We start from the raw sequence: 16,841 nt of genomic DNA on the forward strand, positions 1-16,841 counted from the left end.
TGTATCAATGATTTTAGCATTTTTTTGAGGAATATACTGGATGTATTTTTACAAAACTGTAATGTTTCTGTTGTTCTTTTTTATAATAAAGTAACATATTTTTAATGTTGTAGCGGACAAAAAAGCGGCTATCTCTTTACGTAGACGAAGGAGATAGCCGTTTTCCTATTATTACGTATGTTACGAGTTATTACGAGTTGGTTTCAATTGCTTCTAATAATAGATCAACAATGTGAATTCCTCTCATTTTATGAGAAAGACCTTCACGTTCAATACCTAGTTTCATTTGTAATAGACATCCAGGGTTTGCAGTAACAATTGTCGCTGCATCTGTTTCATGTACACGGTCCATTTTGTAATCTAGAAATTCCATTGATAACTCTGAATGGACAATATTATAAATACCAGCAGAACCACAGCAACGGTCCGCATCTTTCATTTCGCGGTATGTTGCGCCTTGAATGGCCTCTAGTAACATACGAGGTTCCGAAGATGTTCGCATAACATTGCGTAAATGACAAGAGTCTTGATACGTAATGATTTGCGGCGTGAGTCGTAAGTCATTACGTTTATGGAAATCTAGTTCTACTAGTATAGCAGTAATATCTTTAATTTTAGAAACAAATTGCTTTGCGCGTTCAGCCCATTTTGGATCATCTTTTAACAGATAATCATAGTCTACGAGGTAAGCTCCGCAACCACCTGCATTCGTAATAATATAGTCGATGTTTAAATCTTCGAATGCTTCTATATTTCGTTTTGCTAATTCTTTTGCTCCACTCTTTTCACCAGCATGCCCATGTAATGCCCCGCAGCAACTTTGTGTTTTCGGAATAACGATATCACAACCAGCTAACTGAAGAAGTTTCATCGTTGCGTTATTTGTTTCTAAAAACATCGTATCCATTAAACAGCCTGTGAAGAATGCAACTTGTTTCTTCTTTGCCACCTCAGCAGGTAAAAATTCAGGACGATCTTTCATTGCTTTCATTTTAGGGACTTTTGGCAAAACGAGGTCCATCGTTGCAAGTGTTTCAGGGAATAACTTCATAATACCTGTTTTATGTGTTAGCGTTTGTAAACCAGAACGCTGGTAAAATCCGATTAGTCCTGTTAATGTTCGCATTCGGTTTTGATGCGGGAATAGTCCTTCAAAAACAACTTTACGAACAGCTCTCACGGGCATGGAGAACTTTTTATTTTGATTAATAATATCACGAGCTTCTTCTAATAAATGTCCATAATTCACACCAGATGGACAAACAGGTTCACAAGCGCGGCAGCCAAGGCAAACATTTAATGTATCTTCAACATCTTCATCCGGCTCAATTAAACCATCAACGACGGCTTTCATTAAGGCGATACGTCCGCGTGGGGAATGTGATTCTTTATACCCAGATTGAATGTAAGTAGGGCAAGTTGGTAAACAAAAGCCGCATCGCATACAGTTTAGTAGTTCATCTTCACTTAATCGTTCTTTAAATTCCTTTTGAATGTTTTCTTTATTTAATGTGGTCATCGCTCAACCACCACTCTTTTACGAGAGTCTTTCGCGAACATCTTTCCAGGATTCATAATGTTGTTTGGGTCGAAGGCTTGTTTAATCCCTTGCATAGCAGCAATACCTTCTTTACCTAATTTCATTTCTAAATACGGAGCTTTCATTGCGCCAACACCATGTTCACCAGTAATCGTACCACCAAGCTCAATCGCTTTCGCAAATATTTCAGCAAAAGCTTGTTCGGCACGATGCATTTCTTCTTCATTACGGGCATCTGTCATACAAGTCGGATGCAAATTACCATCACCAGCATGACCAAAAGTACAAATAGGAATATTATATTTCTTTGCAATTGCATTAATTGCTTCAACCATTGGAGCGATTTGTGAACGTGGTACAGTTGCATCTTCTAATATTGTTGTCGGTTTTAGTCTTGCAAGTGCTGATAGTGCACTACGGCGTGCTGTACGAAGCGCATCTGCTTCGGCTTCATCTTTTGCAACGCGAACATCGACCGCATTCATAGCACGGCAAACGTTAGCCATTTTTTCGATATCGCGATTGACAACCTCGGGCGGGCCATCTTGTTCAATTAATAAAATTGCTTTAACGTCAGTTGGTAAACCGATTTGTGCAAATTCTTCTACAACTTCAATTGTTGGTTGGTCTAAAAACTCAAGTGTCGCCGGAATAATTTTATTTGCAATAATAGCAGAAACAGCTCGAGCAGCTTCGTTAATATCTTCATATAGCGCAAGCATCGTTTTCTTCGTTTCAGGCATAGGGACAAGTTTTAATATAGCTTCCGTAACAACACCAAGTGTTCCTTCAGAACCAATAAATAAACGAGTTAAATCATAACCAGCTACATCTTTTGCTAATTTACCGCCAGTACGAATGATATCGCCGTTCGGTAAGACAAGTTCAAGCCCCATTACATAATCACGTGTTACGCCATATTTTAAACCACGTAATCCGCCGGAGTTTTCATTAATGTTACCGCCGATTGTAGAAATTTTCATAGAGCTTGGATCTGGTGGATAAAATAAAGCTTTTTCTTCTACTGCTTTAATAATATCAAGTGTAATAACACCAGCTTGTACAGTAATTGTTAAATTCTCTTCGTCAATTTCTAAAATATTGTTCATATGGCGGAAAATAAGGACGATACCACCTTCAAGTGGACACGTTCCAGCGCAAAGATTTGTTCCAGACCCGCGAACGTATACTGGGATTTTATGAGTGTTACACACTTTTAACACGTCTGCTATTTCATTTGTATTACGAGGAGCGATGACTGCATCAGGCATCGCTTGGAAGTTTGGAGTGGCATCATAACTATAAGTTAAACGCCCCATATTGGATGTATCTACATTATCTTCGCCAACAATAGATACGAATGAATCAATAATTTGCTTTTCTAACATTGGAAATCCCCCTCAAACTGTTAACGTATTTCGTCATAATAAAAAACGTTGTAACAGTGCTTTCATTATAATGATAAAAAAGTTGGAGGATTCTTTCTATGTACAATCATCTAAAGATTAATCTATTTTATCGTTATTTTTTGTGTGATTATCTAATAAGAGGAGTGCGAAGTATAAAACATTTAAATCTTTGAATTGTTTCGGGTCAAGTCCTGTATGTTCTTCAATCTTTTTTAGCCTGTAATGCAATGTGTTAATGTGTATATGTAATTGCTCAGCTGTCTGCTTATAAGATTGGTTATAATCGATAAATAAACGTAAAGTGTGCATAAGCTCAGGAGATGATACTAAGTTTTCAATGGTACGCTCTAGAAACTGTTCTCGAGTTTCAGTAGAAATATCTTGTAAGCACATCTCTAAACGTAAATCTTCATTAAATACAATTTTTTTCGTTTCAAGTGATACTGAAAGGGCGCGTAATGCTTGTTCGTACGATAAGTTCATATTGCTTGGCGTAACTGTTTGTCCAATCCCGATATATAAAGTAATAGAAAATAAAGTTTCACAGTCTTGTTTTAACCGTTTTAAAAATTGAAAGGTTTGCTCTTTGGATTGGATTGTTGTAAACAAAATAAACCGATCATTTCCCCAGCGAACAAATAAATTTTCTTTTGCTAAAATGTTGCGCATATGTTGCCAAATTTTACGCTGGAGCATCGTATTATCTTGGGCGATTGATAATAAAATAAGTTGTTTCTTCTTATATAAATCAATGCCAAGCGTTTTTGCACGATCGAGAAAACTTGGAGACCAGTCTGTATTTTGAAGCCAATCAAAGACAAATGCTTCATAAGAACGGTGCTCAAGTTCTAGTTGTTCTAAAAAGTAGTTTTCATGAATTAATAATTCGGTCATCTTACGTAATATTTCTCCGTATTGTGAAATATTTTCAGGTTCTCCTGTAATTCCAATCACGCCGATTACTTCGTCATGGAATAGTAAAGGAAGGTTCATCCCAGCTTTTACACCTTGCAGTCGTCGTTCATCGTCTTTTGTAATAATGACAGTTTTCTTTTGTTTCGCACAGCGGAGTGCACCTTCATGAAATTGACCGATTCTTTCCGCATCTGTACTTGCGATAATAACGCCTTGTATATTAATAATAATAATGTTTTCAGTAATTAATCTGCGTACTTCACGTACAATTTTATTCGCTAAATCAGGAAAAAGCATAATTTACACACCTCAAATTCTATTTGTTGTACATTATATATGTAAGTTTATTAATAAAGGAAGATTTCACATTTTCCACACATTTATTTGTTATTTTACAATTATAACGAAATCATCTGAAGATGGAGGGAATCTTTTGAGAAAGTATGTTTTTCTTCTCTGTTTTTTATTTCTATTAGTAGGGTGTCAAGGAAGTTCGTATACACCGATTGCTAAAGATAAAAGTGTTATTATAACAACGAATGTAAAGGAAGGTAGTATTAGTTTTATTGATAAAAAAACAAAGAAGCTATTAACAACATGGGAATTAAATGAGCCGATTGCGGGGGTTACGCTACTTCCAAATGGCGAGGAAATACTTGTTTATGGTAAGCAATTAGAATATATGTATGTATATTCACTAACAGAAGGAAGACAAGTGGACAAATATAAGATTGGAAAAGGAATTGCTAATGTTATCGCATCAGATGATGGAACACAATTATTTGCTGCCGATCAAAATGAACAAAAGGTAAGGTTCTTTACGATAAAAGGAAAAGAGACAGGGAGTGTTTCAACAGGAAAAGGGCCGATAACGATGGTAGAGCATCATAACCAGTTATCTGTACTCAACTTTTATGATACGAAACTAACGACCATTGATACAATGAAAAAAGAAGTGATACAGTCCTTTATGATTCCACCAGCATCAACAGGAGCAACGGTTAGCGCTGATGGGAAAGAAATATGGATTGGTGGACATGGTGATGGAAGTCAAGTGAATGAGAAAGTATTAGTGTATTCTTTACAGAGCGGAGAGATGATGCGTTCTTTACATGCTCCGTTTATGCCTGTGAATATAACAAAGGATGATAAGTATGTATATGCGCTAAGTCACGGTTCAAATACGCTTAGAAAGTTTGATGCAAGTACGTATCAAGAGGTAGGATTTGCAGAAGTAGGATCTAATCCATTTGCATTTTTGAAAAGCGGTGCAGAAGGATATGTAGCTAGTTATGATAGCGATGAAGTATGCGTAATGGATATGAAGAATATGAAAATAAAACAAACAATTAAAGTCGGAAAAGGACCGTTTCAACTCATAGAGAGAGAAGGGGAAGGACAATGAGTAAATATAACGTGCTAGTCGTAGATGACGAAAGTGATATGAGGCAACTTGTCGGAATGTACTTAGATAACTTCGGATACGAGTGGGGAGAAGCTGAAAATGGAAAAGAGGCACTTCGAAAATTAGAGACGGATCATTACGATTTCGTTGTACTAGATATTATGATGCCTGAGATGGATGGGCTTTCAGTTTGTAAAGAGATTCGAAAAACGTCGGATGTACCTATTATATTTTTAACAGCAAAAGGTGAAGAGTGGAATAGGGTGAACGGCTTACGTATGGGAGCAGATGATTATATTGTAAAGCCATTTAGTCCCGGGGAACTAATTGCTCGTATGGAAGCTGTTTTAAGACGATATACAAAGCAAGAACAGCAAGAAGAGATTCAATTTGGACCGATTCTTATTAATGAAAAAAGTAGGAGGGTCGAGACGAATGGTGAGACGATTCCTCTTACGGTAAAAGAGTTCGATTTACTATATTTTCTTTGCCAACATAATGGACAAGTATTTAGCCGGGAACAATTGCTTGAAAAGGTGTGGGGATATGATTATGCAGGAAGTACAAGAACGGTAGATACGCATGTGAAAACGATGCGTCTAAAGCTAGGAGAAAGTGGAAACTACATTCAAACCGTTTGGGGTGTAGGTTATAAATTTGAGGTGTAACGTATGTTTACGATGGTACAAAAGCTTTGGCTTACAGTAGTATGTGCAGTATGTGTAACAGTTTCCTTTCTTTATTTTGTATCTTTATACTCATATGAAAAGTTATACGTTGATAATTTAAAAGATTCATTAGTAATGGAAGGGAAACGTCTTGCCACGCAATATGATAAACGTGAAGGAGTATCCACTTTTGAAGAGAAAGTAAGGGCATATGATCAAATATCTAGTTCAGATGTCCTTTTCGTATACAATCCGCGTGATTTAAGCGCATGTTTGCCTTTTGATGTTCACCATCATTCTCTTATAAGTGAAGGGGATAGACAGGCGCTATTAGATGGGAAAACTGTGACAAAGATAGGGTATGAAGAACATTTTGATCGTAATATTATGGGTGTTGTCATCCCTGTTTTAGATAATAAAAAATTAGTTGGTATTGTATACTCTTATATTCCTTTAAAAAGTATAAAAGACTTAATATTTGATATGGGTCTTATTTTAGCGCCGTTAGCACTTGCAATGATTTTAATTACAATATGGATTGGTAGAAAAATTATTATCGCCATTACGAGACCGCTTTCGCAAATGGAACGAGTTGCAAATCATTTGGCTACTGGAGATTTCTCAGAGCGGATTACAATTTCTTCAGAAGATGAAATTGGACGATTGGGAAAAGCCTTTAATAAAATGGCAAATTCCTTAGAAACAGAAGATGTAAAGCGTAAGGAATTTTTAGCTAATGTTTCGCATGAACTTAGAACACCGCTTAGTTATATTAAAGGATATAGTGAAGCTATTTTAGACGGTGTAGCGAAGGGGCCGCAGCAGGAAAAAGTAACGCAACTTATTCATAAAGAAGCAGGTCGCATGCAGCGCCTCGTTCATGATTTATTAGATCTAGCGCAGCTAGAAGGTGAACACTTTCCCTTAAAGAAACAACCTATCGTTTTTTCACAGCTTATTGAAGATGTACTAAATACGTACGAGTTACAGTTTGTAGAAAAAACCCTTCGTATTTCAACGAATTTAAATCCTGAAATTATTGTAATGATTGATGAGGATCGTATGCAACAAGTACTTCATAATGTATTAGATAATGCGATACGTTATACAAATCAAAACGGGGATATCATAATAACATTAAAGCAAATCGATGATTATTGTGAATTGCACATAAAAGATACAGGAATAGGTATTGATAGAGAGCATTTAGAAAATCTGGGGGAACGCTTTTACCGAGTAGATAAAGCGAGAAGTCGTCAACACGGTGGAACAGGTTTAGGTCTTGCAATTGTAAGGCAAATTGTTCATATACATGACGGTGAGTGGAGAATAGAAAGTGAAAAAGGTAAGGGCACGACAGTTAGTATTAAATTAAAAGCACAAGATGAGGAGAGCATATTCTAACTTTTGGAATATGCTCTTCATATTGAAGGTAAATAGTTACGCGTAAATGTATTAATTAATATCAAACAAATATCAAAAATTTGACTATTTTATGAACAAAACATTTGTACTTCTTACTAATTCGTTCTAAAATAGTTATGGATGCTAAGTTCTTATAAAACGTTACAATTGTTGTTTGGAAGATACTGAGGTGATTTAACTGGAGTACAAATCTATTAAACCGAAAAAAATTTACGAAGAAGTATCTGAAGCTATTTTAACAATGATTAAAAATGGTACGTTAAAACCTGGTGACAAACTACTTCCTGTTCATCAATTAGCTGAGCAGTTTCAAGTTGGCAGATCTGCTGTTCGTGAAGCGCTAAGTGCGCTAAGAGCAATGGGCTTAATTGAAATGAAACAAGGAGAAGGTACATATGTAAGGAATTTCGATCCTTCTTCATTAACAAAATCACTAAATAACAAGTTATTAATGAAGAAAGAGGATATTTTGAATTTATTAGAAGTACGGAAGGTGCTCGAAGTGGGGGCAGTTCGAGCGGCAGCGGCAAAACGTACGGAAGCTAATTTGCAAAATATGAAGCAGTGGTTAGATGAAATGGCAAAGAGCATTGGAGATGAGAATGCTGGCGAAAAAGCAGACTTTCATTTTCATATGGGAATTGCAGAATCTTCGCATAATAACATCTTGCTTGAGCTCATGAATCATGTTTCAGAGATGATTGCTGAAACGATTGGTGAATCAAGACGCATTATTTTATATGGTGAACAAACAACATCAGAACGACTTTTAGAAGAGCATCAATCTATATATGATGCGGTGTTAAAGCAAGATGTGGAATTAGCGCAGCAAGCGATGCTAGATCATTTAACAAATGTAGAACATATTGTCACAGGTAAAAGCGATATAAATTCGTAATTTAATCTTTTAAAAATCTAATTTTCTGATAAAATAGAGAGAGATTAAGTAAGCGTTTTCTTTAGAAGAGGGAGAGGATAGGCCATGGTTGAGCCTACTTCTTCTATTCTTAGTCATCTGATGACCATATGATTTTTGGCGGAGTTGTAATGAGGGGGAATTATAGTTATGAAAGTTACTTTATTTGTTACTTGTTTAGTCGATATGTTTGAAACAAACGTCGGTAAAGCAACAGTTGAAGTATTGGAGCGTTTAGGTTGTGAAATTGAATTTCCAGAAGCACAAGTTTGTTGTGGTCAGCCTGCTTATAATAGCGGCCATGTAGAAGCAGCAAAAGAAGCGATGAAACATATGATTGAAACTTTCGAAGATGCAGAATATATTGTTACGCCATCTGGATCTTGTGCGACAATGTTTCATGAGTATCCGCATGTTTTTAAAGATGATCCGAAGTGGGCTAAACGTGCACAAAAGGTTGCTGATAAAACATATGAATTTACACAATTTATTGTAGATGTTTTAAAAGTTACAGATGTTGGTGCAAGTTTACCAGGGATAGCTACTATTCATAAATCTTGTCATATGACACGCCTGCTTGGAGTAAAAGAGGCACCAGGAATTTTATTATCAAGCGTAAAAGGATTAATTGTGAGAGAACTGCCGAACGTGCAAAATTGTTGTGGGTTTGGGGGAACGTTTTCAGTTAAGATGACTCCAATTTCTGAGCAAATGGTAGATGAAAAAGTAGATAGTGTAATGGAAACAGGTGCTGATTATTTAATCGGTGCAGATTGTGGGTGTTTGTTAAACATTGGCGGACGTATTGAGCGTTTAGGAAAAGAAGTAAAAGTAATGCATATTGCTGAGGTCTTGAATAGTCGCTCATGAAGGGGGAACATAAGCTATGTCTATGAAAATCAGTGAGAAAAAATTTAATGATCGCGTTGGCGATGGAATTCAAGATTCGTTTATGCGCGGAGCGGTATCTTCTGCACAAACGCGTTTATATACAAATCGATTAAAAGCAGCTGACGAGTTGGGAAACTGGGAAGAGTGGCGTGAACTAGGTGAACAAATTCGTCAACATACGTTAGAAAATCTTGATTATTATTTAATGCAGTTAAGTGAAAATGTATCAAAAAGAGGCGGTCACGTTTACTTTGCGAAAACGAAAGAGGATGCAGCAAAGTATATTCAAGACGTTGCAAAAAAGAAACAAGCGAAGAAAGTTGTAAAATCAAAATCAATGGTAACTGAAGAAATTAGTATGAATCATGCCCTTGAAGAGATTGGTTGTGAAGTGTTAGAGAGTGACTTGGGAGAGTATATCTTGCAAGTAGATAACGATCCACCATCACATATTATTGCGCCTGCACTTCATAAAAACAGAACGCAAATTCGTGATGTATTTAAAGAAAAACTTGGATATGAAAATTCTGATGATCCATACGAAATGACAAAGTTTGTTCGTAAACAACTTCGTGAGAAATTTATGGATGCAGAAATTGGTGTGACAGGTTGTAACTTCGCTGTTGCAAATACTGGCTCTCTTTGTTTAGTGACGAACGAAGGTAATGCCGATCTTGTCATGTCGATTCCGAAAACACAAATTGCAGTAATGGGTATGGAACGTATGGTTCCGACAATGGAAGAATTAGATGTTTTAGTTGGTTTACTATGTCGTAGTGCGGTAGGTCAAAAATTAACAAGTTATGTAACAGTAGCAGGACCAATTCAAGAGGAAGAGGTAGATGGACCAGAAGAGTTTCATTTAGTCGTTGTTGATAATGGCCGCTCTCAAATTCTTGGATCGGAATTCCGTTCAATATTGCAATGTATTCGTTGTGCCGCTTGTGTTAACGTATGTCCCGTATATCGTCACGTTGGTGGACATTCGTATGGATCTATTTATTCAGGACCAATCGGTGCGGTATTAACACCACTTTTAGGTGGGTATGACGATTACAAAGAGCTTCCTTATGCATCTAGTTTATGCGGAGCATGTACAGAAGCTTGTCCAGTAAAAATTCCATTACATGATTTATTGTTAAAACATCGTCAAGTCATCGTTGAGCAAGAAGGTCGTGCCCCACTTGCAGAAAAATTAGCAATGAAAATGTTTAGTATGGGTGCTTCTTCAGCAGCTTTATATAAAATGGGATCGAAAATGGCACCGGCAGCAATGAGTCCATTTACATCTGGTAACCGTGTATCAAAAGGTGTTGGACCACTTAAAAACTGGACGGATATTCGTGAATTCCCAGCTCCAAGTAAAGAACGATTCCGTGATTGGTATAAAGATCATAAGAAAGGCGGGGACAAATAATGACAGGATTAATTCAAAACCGTGAGTCCTTTCTAGATAATATCGCAAAAGAACTTGGGCGCGCGCGTAAAACAGAAGGCGTAGAACGTCCAGCATGGAAAAGTAATGTGAATGTAGAAACGTTAAAAGATTATTCACAAGAAGAATTGTTAGAAGTATTTAAAAAGCAATGTACAAACATTCATACAACTGTTGTGGAAACGACAAACGACCGCTTACGTGAAGATATTCAAAAAGTAATCGTTGAAAACGGCGGAGGACCTATTATATTATCAGCAGATGAACGTTTTGATTCCTATGGATTGACTTCTTTATTTAAAGAAGAGCTTCCAAAGCAAAATGTTGAGGTAAATGTATGGGATCCTGAGAAAAAAGAAGAGAATATGCGTATAGCGGAAAAAGCGAATATCGGTATTGCATTTAGTGATTATACTTTAGCTGAATCTGGTACGATTGTTGTACAAAGTCATAAAGGACAAGGGCGTTCTTTACACTTTTTACCGACTGTATACTTTGCTATTATTCCACGTGAAACACTTGTACCGCGTATTACACAGGCAGTTCAACATATGAACTCTCGTGTGGAAAAAGGTGAAGCAGTCGCATCTTGTATTAACTTTATTACAGGACCAAGTAACTCTGCGGATATTGAAATGAATCTTGTTGTCGGAGTACACGGGCCGTTAAAAGCAGTATATTTCATCGTATAAAATAGGGGAAAGCAGGCCGGAAAACGGCCTGCTTTTTTAATAGAATAAAGATAATATGAAGTAGAAGTTCTCTCCTTTTTTTGTTATGTTCTTTTGGAAAGGAGAGGAAGGGATGTTCACTTATTTATATGCATTGTTAATAGGTATGGTGTTTGGTTCTTTTTTTATGGTGATTGCGATGAGAGTTCCAGTAGGGGAATCTATTATTACACCGCGTTCGTACTGTCATTACTGCAAGTATACGTTACAGCCGAAAGAACTTATTCCAATCATTTCATTTTGTATACAAAAAGGGCGTTGTACGAATTGTAAGAGCAAAATCTCAAGTTTGTACATAGTATTTGAATTTGTTACAGGCAGTTTATTTTTTCTTACTGTATATGTAATTGGAATGGAAAGAGAGCTCATCATCATTTTATCGCTTTTTTCGTTACTTCTAATTATTTCAGTTACAGATTTAGTATATATGCTAATACCTAATCGTATTTTAATTTGGTTTGCGCTTTTGCTTATTTTAGAATGTATTTTTGTACCGTTAGTTACTTGGATAGATAGTTTAGCTGGTAGTGGAACTATATTCATTTTGTTATATTGCATGCAAAAGATTTATCCAGATGGTCTTGGCGGAGGTGATGTGAAATTACTTTCGTTACTCGGATGTATAGTCGGAGTGAAAGGGGTTTTTATAACTTTATTTTTAGCATCTTGCTTTAGTCTTTGTTTTTTCGGGATAGGTATAGCGCTAAAACGTATAAACATAAGAACTCCAATTCCGTTCGGACCTTTTATTAGCCTTGGAGCAATATGTTATGTGTTGGTCACATATGCAAAATAGAGAGGAGATAGAAAATGAATGTATATATGGATGATCAAAGAAGTTGCCCATACAGATATGTTTTTGCAACTACAGTAGAATCTGCCTTGCAAATTGTTAGGGATAATGAGGTGAATATTATTTCCCTCGATTATAATATGGGATGGCGACAAAAAAGTGGGTTAGATTTCGTAGAAGCTTTCTGCAACGAAGGTTTATATGTTAATGAAATTCACCTTCATACAAATGATGTCATCGGTATGCATCAGATGAAAAAGAGCATAGAGAGAGGGAAGGAAAACGGGGAAATTAATCCTTATATTGCCTTGAAATATGTAGGGAGCTAAAAACTCCAAAGTAAAACTTTGGAGTTTTTAATGTTTCATATGTGCTTGTAAAGGAATAATTTCCTCCGTTTGAGCTCCAACTAATTGAGTTTTCTCTTGTTCAACAACAGGTGCTTTCTTTGTTAAGTAATGATATACCATACCGACAAATACGGATCCGCCAATAATGTTACCGATTGTAACTGGAATTAAGTTATGAATAGCGCCCGCAAAAGAAATTGTCTCAGGATGTGGTGATACTAAAGATAAAGCAAACAGTGATAAGTTTGCAATGCTATGCTCATAACCAGATAAAAAGAAAGTGAAAACGAGCATCATCATCATTAATATTTTTGCTGTGTCACCTTTCACTTGAGAAGGTAAGAAGCAGGCAAGACATACGAGCCAGTTACATAAAATCGCTTTAAAGAATAATTGCATTGTAGGTGTATTCATCTTTCCTTCAACAACTTTATTCATTAAATGACTGTGATCAATTGCTTCGAAAATTCCAGTTGCGTAAAATAGTAAGGCAAAGAATAAAGCGCCAGCTAAGTTACCTGCATAACAAGCAACCCAGTTGCGAAGTGTATCAGAAATCGTTGTTTCTTTTCTTAAAGTTGCCACTGTGAAGTACATCGTATTGCCAGTAAATAATTCAGCGCCGCCATATATAATAAGTACGAGAGCAATTCCGAAAAACATGGAGGAAGCTAAATATGTTGCTGGTGAATCTGCAATATGAAAAAAGTTACCTAATTTAAAACATAGTACAATAATAAAACCGATATAAATGCCCGCAAGTGCAGCACGAATGAAATATTGCATTGGATTTATATCTAGCATTTGTTTTTTGCTCTTAGCCAGTTTTACAACGTAATCTAATCCTTGTTCTAGCATGAGTAATACGCTCCTTTAATACATCGTCTATAAATACTCCTTATATGAATAAGGTACATGGATTTGTTCATAGTTTCAATAAGTTTGTGCAATATTTCACAAAAAGGACATACATCTAGAAGGGAAGCGTTTACAAAAGGTAGTATAATGGAATTTTTTCTGAAAATAGAGAGGGGAATTGAAACGAGAAAAAAGAAAAAGCGCTGTAATTACAGCGCTTTTTCGTCTAAATTCTTTTCTACTTTTACTTCTACTTCTTTCGAGAAGAACCAACCGCAAACTGCGATTCCAACTAATACAATCCAGAATGTAAGCTTCCACGGAGTGGATTCTGGGAATGAATGCGGAAGGACATTTAAAGCAGGGTGTGCTAGCGTATAAACTGTTAATTTCACACCAACCCAACCTACAATTAAAAATGCTGCAGTTTCAAGTCCTGGTTTACGTTTTAATATTTGTACGAAAGCAGTTGCTGCAAATCGCATTATAACTAATCCGATAAGTCCACCTGTAAAGATAACGATAAATTGACCTGTATCAAGACTACCAATCGTACCTAATCCTGTTTTCGGTAAAGTCACTGCTAATGCAACAGCAGCTAAAATTGAATCAACTGCGAAGGCGATATCAGCAACTTCGACTTTAAATACAGTCCACCAAAAGTTCTCTTGTTTTTTCTTTGCTTCTTTTTCTTCTGTTTCTTCATGTGTATTCTTTTTAACATAGGTTTTAAATAAGTGATTCCCCGCGATAAACATAAGATAAATCGCACCAATTGCTTGCACTTGCCATACATCTACTAGGAACGAAATCATAAATAGTGATCCGAAGCGGAAAACGAACGCTCCTGCTAATCCATAAAATAGTGCTTTCTTTCGTTTTTCTTCCGGTAAATGTTTTACCATAATTGCGAGAACGAGAGCGTTATCAGCCGCTAAAATCCCCTCTAGTGCAATTAGGATGAGTAATACCCAACCATACTCCAATAATAATGATACATCCATGTACATTCTCCTCTCATTTCTATAAAGACTAAACAAGTGAAGAAGTTCCCCACTGTTTAGTTTCCCCATACTCCTGCGTATCAACGGTGGAAGGAATTTGAAAACAAAAAAGACCTCTGCCGTTGATAGGCAAAGGTCTTGCTAGACATATGTAATGAAAATGCCAACAAAGCCGGAAGAACTAAGTTCTACGTAATGACGACTTTGTTTCCAAGAAATAGTTCTTGGACGCTACTCCCCTTTGGAGATATGCTATTGTACTCTCATTATATGGATAATTTATACGGTTGTCAACCTGTTAAAATATCTTCGTTTGGATATTTTATTTTTCTTTGTTTTTTACGTGCAAATGAAAAGGCTAATGTTAAAGGCCCCATCTTTCCAAAAAACATCATAAAGATAATAATTGTTTTGCCGATGATTGTTAAGTGTGGCGTCAAATTCATGCTAAGGCCGACAGTTCCAAATGCTGAAAATACTTCAAAAGCACTCATTAATAAAGGAACCTTCTCAGTGATGCTTAAAATTAAAATGGAAAGAAAAATAAAAGAAATTGAAATAATAGTAATCGTTAATGATTTGACAATGAGCGTATCTTTAATGGATTTTTTAAACACGACAATATCATCTTGTTCTTGCAAAAATTTAAATACGCCGAAAAACATAATCAAAAAAGTCGTTAACTTAATCCCACCACCAGTTGAAGCACTGCCAGCACCAATAAACATAAGAAGCATCATTAATAAAAGTGAAGGTTTTGATAATGCAGAGATATCAACAGTATTAAACCCGGCAGTACGTGTTGAAACCGCTTGAAAATAAGCAGCCATACCTTCTTCAAATGGTGTAAAACCTCTCATGGAAATTGAATTATGGAACTCAAATATAAAGATAAAAGCTGTAGCAATAATATTGACGATTAGAGTAGAAGAGAGCATAAGCTTTGAGTGCAAAGTAAGGTTTTTAAAGTTTTTCTTTCTTTTTATATCTACGATAACCGTAAAACCAATCCCACCTAAAATAATGAGGGAAGAAATAACGAGATTGACGAGAATGCTATGGGAGTATGGCATTAAATTATCGCTCCACACAGAAAACCCAGCATTGTTAAAGGCTGAGATAGAATGAAAAAAGCTATAATATATACCTTTGGCAACCCCGTATTTTGGTACCCATTCAAAAGAGAGAAGTAAAGTAGCGATACATTCTACAGTAAAAGAAAATAAAAATAATGCTTTTGCAAGACGAATGATTCCGCCGACATTTGTTTGGTTTAATGCTTGTTGTAATAAAATCCGGTTTTGAAGGCCGATTTTTCTGCCGAGCATAATTGCGATTAAAACAGCAAAGCTCATAATGCCAAGCCCGCCAACTTGTATAAGTGTTAAAATGACACATTGGCCAAATAAGGTAAATACTTTACCAGTGTCCACAACACCAAGCCCTGTAACCGTACAAGCAGAAACCGTTGTAAATAAAGCATCGAGCCATGAAATAGACGTTGTTGTAGCAATTGGCAATTTCAATAGGCATGTACCGATAATTGATAGCATAATAAAAGATACAGTAAGAACACGGGGAGGACTCATGCTAATGTTAATCCGTTTCATTTCACATATCGTTCCTTTCGATTTGCTCTTACTAGTATGTGAAGAAGCACTATTATGTATGTTAAAAAAGAAAGAGGCAGAGAATATCTGCCTCTAAGCCATAGGTTATATAGTTATCCGCGTAATTGTTGTTGAGCTAAAGCAACAAGACGTTTCGTTACTTCACCACCAACTGATCCGTTAGAACGAGATGCTGTATTAGATCCTAAGCTTACACCGAATTCTTGTGCGATTTCATATTTGAATTGTTCAAGTGCTTGCTCTGCACCCGGAACTAGTAATTTGTTTGTTTTCACCATGTTGATACACATCCTTAAAGAGTAATCCAGTTTAGCTAAGTGCTATCTGGTAATGTTATTTTATGTGTAAACGACGTACTCATACACGGAAGTAAACGGTGTGATTAGAAGTTCTTGGATAGAAAAAAGAGTAGCAAATTTGCTACTCTTTTTTCAGTATTGTCGCTGTACCTTCTACGACAATATCATCAGATTGATTATATATGTTTGTTTGCAATGTGATAATTTTTTTATCGTCCCGTTTTTTAATAACTTCTGCCACAACGCGAATTGTATCACCGATTTTGACAGGAGCACGGAATGAAACGTTTTGTGATAAATAAATCGTATTTTTGCCAGGAAGTTTCGTTCCAAGAATGGTAGAAATAAAACTTGAAACGAGCATGCCATGGGCAATACGTTCTTTGAACATTGTCGTTTTTGCAAAAGAGTCTAGAATGTGAATAGGATTTACATCTCCAGTCAATTTTGCAAAATTGATAACGTCCTCATCCGTAATTTTTTTTGTAAGTGATGCTTGATCACCGACTTGAATCTCATCGTAACGAAGCTCCGGAACAGTTTGTGCTTCTTGAAATGGATTCATTTTGTC

Annotated in this window: 17 protein-coding genes and 1 riboswitch; of the genes, 9 read left to right on the forward strand and 8 right to left on the reverse strand. The window is 36.2% G+C overall.

Going from position 1 to position 16,841, the window contains the following annotated elements; translation table 11 throughout:
• Positions 1 to 190: 190 nt before the first annotated feature.
• The 3 genes from MKX37_RS06440 to MKX37_RS06450 all read right to left on the reverse strand — a co-directional run bounded on the left by MKX37_RS06440 (position 191) and on the right by MKX37_RS06450 (position 4,161).
• Entirely contained in the window at positions 191 to 1,519 is a 1,329-nt protein-coding gene (locus MKX37_RS06440; RefSeq protein ID WP_002086860.1) for a (Fe-S)-binding protein, read from the reverse strand.
• Positions 1,516 to 2,928, reverse strand: a complete 1,413-nt coding sequence (gene glcD / locus MKX37_RS06445; RefSeq protein WP_002168855.1) for a glycolate oxidase subunit GlcD — start codon at positions 2,926 to 2,928, stop codon at positions 1,516 to 1,518. The genes MKX37_RS06440 and glcD overlap by 4 nt, the downstream gene beginning before the upstream one ends.
• Positions 2,929 to 3,045: 117 nt before the next feature.
• A complete protein-coding gene (locus tag MKX37_RS06450; RefSeq protein ID WP_002140915.1) occupies positions 3,046 to 4,161 on the reverse strand; it encodes a CdaR family transcriptional regulator in 1,116 nt (371 codons plus the stop codon).
• 136 nt (positions 4,162 to 4,297) lie between these two features.
• On the opposite strand from MKX37_RS06450, the gene MKX37_RS06455 reads away from it, so the two are divergent.
• The 9 genes from MKX37_RS06455 to MKX37_RS06495 all read left to right on the forward strand — a co-directional run bounded on the left by MKX37_RS06455 (position 4,298) and on the right by MKX37_RS06495 (position 12,457).
• On the forward strand, positions 4,298 to 5,269 hold the full coding sequence (locus MKX37_RS06455; protein ID WP_078421963.1) for a YncE family protein: 972 nt from the start codon (positions 4,298 to 4,300) through the stop codon (positions 5,267 to 5,269).
• Positions 5,266 to 5,937, forward strand: a complete 672-nt coding sequence (locus tag MKX37_RS06460; RefSeq protein WP_002126137.1) for a response regulator transcription factor — start codon at positions 5,266 to 5,268, stop codon at positions 5,935 to 5,937. Before MKX37_RS06455 ends, MKX37_RS06460 begins: the two co-directional genes overlap by 4 nt.
• 3 nt (positions 5,938 to 5,940) lie before the next feature.
• Complete coding sequence (locus MKX37_RS06465; protein ID WP_078421964.1) at positions 5,941 to 7,341, forward strand: sensor histidine kinase; 1,401 nt, start codon at positions 5,941 to 5,943, stop codon at positions 7,339 to 7,341.
• A 229-nt stretch (positions 7,342 to 7,570) separates the two neighbouring features.
• Positions 7,571 to 8,260, forward strand: coding sequence for a FadR/GntR family transcriptional regulator (locus MKX37_RS06470; protein ID WP_263894884.1), 690 nt, complete (start codon positions 7,571 to 7,573; stop codon positions 8,258 to 8,260).
• Positions 8,261 to 8,428: 168 nt separating this feature from the next.
• Positions 8,429 to 9,148: a (Fe-S)-binding protein gene (locus MKX37_RS06475; RefSeq protein ID WP_002011587.1), complete on the forward strand. Its 720-nt coding sequence runs from the start codon at positions 8,429 to 8,431 to the stop codon at positions 9,146 to 9,148.
• Positions 9,149 to 9,164: 16 nt separating this feature from the next.
• Positions 9,165 to 10,586, forward strand: a complete 1,422-nt coding sequence (locus tag MKX37_RS06480; protein ID WP_002011586.1) for a LutB/LldF family L-lactate oxidation iron-sulfur protein — start codon at positions 9,165 to 9,167, stop codon at positions 10,584 to 10,586.
• Positions 10,586 to 11,296, forward strand: coding sequence for a LutC/YkgG family protein (locus tag MKX37_RS06485; protein WP_002126142.1), 711 nt, complete (start codon positions 10,586 to 10,588; stop codon positions 11,294 to 11,296). Before MKX37_RS06480 ends, MKX37_RS06485 begins: the two co-directional genes overlap by 1 nt.
• 112 nt (positions 11,297 to 11,408) lie before the next feature.
• Positions 11,409 to 12,131 (forward strand): prepilin peptidase, encoded by a 723-nt coding sequence (locus MKX37_RS06490; RefSeq protein ID WP_002086842.1) that lies wholly within the window; start codon positions 11,409 to 11,411, stop codon positions 12,129 to 12,131.
• A 14-nt stretch (positions 12,132 to 12,145) separates the two neighbouring features.
• Entirely contained in the window at positions 12,146 to 12,457 is a 312-nt protein-coding gene (locus MKX37_RS06495) for a cyclic-phosphate processing receiver domain-containing protein (RefSeq protein WP_078421965.1), read from the forward strand.
• A 27-nt stretch (positions 12,458 to 12,484) separates the two neighbouring features.
• On the opposite strand, the gene MKX37_RS06500 is transcribed toward MKX37_RS06495, so the two are convergent.
• The 5 genes from MKX37_RS06500 to MKX37_RS06520 form a co-directional block, all read right to left on the reverse strand.
• The gene (locus tag MKX37_RS06500) at positions 12,485 to 13,336 is read right to left on the reverse strand and encodes a formate/nitrite transporter family protein (protein WP_002011581.1); all 852 of its coding nucleotides are present in this window, start codon (positions 13,334 to 13,336) and stop codon (positions 12,485 to 12,487) included.
• 209 nt (positions 13,337 to 13,545) lie between these two features.
• The gene (locus tag MKX37_RS06505) at positions 13,546 to 14,340 is read right to left on the reverse strand and encodes a TerC family protein (protein ID WP_002011580.1); all 795 of its coding nucleotides are present in this window, start codon (positions 14,338 to 14,340) and stop codon (positions 13,546 to 13,548) included.
• A 79-nt stretch (positions 14,341 to 14,419) separates the two neighbouring features.
• Positions 14,420 to 14,592, reverse strand: a riboswitch (yybP-ykoY riboswitch).
• 38 nt (positions 14,593 to 14,630) lie between these two features.
• A complete protein-coding gene (locus tag MKX37_RS06510) occupies positions 14,631 to 15,950 on the reverse strand; it encodes a TrkH family potassium uptake protein (protein WP_002126145.1) in 1,320 nt (439 codons plus the stop codon).
• A 113-nt stretch (positions 15,951 to 16,063) separates the two neighbouring features.
• Positions 16,064 to 16,249 carry an alpha/beta-type small acid-soluble spore protein gene (locus MKX37_RS06515; RefSeq protein ID WP_000241212.1) on the reverse strand — a complete coding sequence of 62 codons (186 nt, stop codon included), beginning with the start codon at positions 16,247 to 16,249 and terminating at the stop codon, positions 16,064 to 16,066.
• A gap of 142 nt (positions 16,250 to 16,391) precedes the next feature.
• Positions 16,392 to 16,835 (reverse strand): MaoC family dehydratase, encoded by a 444-nt coding sequence (locus tag MKX37_RS06520; RefSeq protein ID WP_002186362.1) that lies wholly within the window; start codon positions 16,833 to 16,835, stop codon positions 16,392 to 16,394.
• Positions 16,836 to 16,841: the final 6 nt, after the last annotated feature.

This window comes from Bacillus sp. FSL R5-0709 (genome assembly GCF_038004785.1).
GTDB classification, from domain to species: Bacteria; Bacillota; Bacilli; order Bacillales; family Bacillaceae_G; genus Bacillus_A; species Bacillus_A mycoides.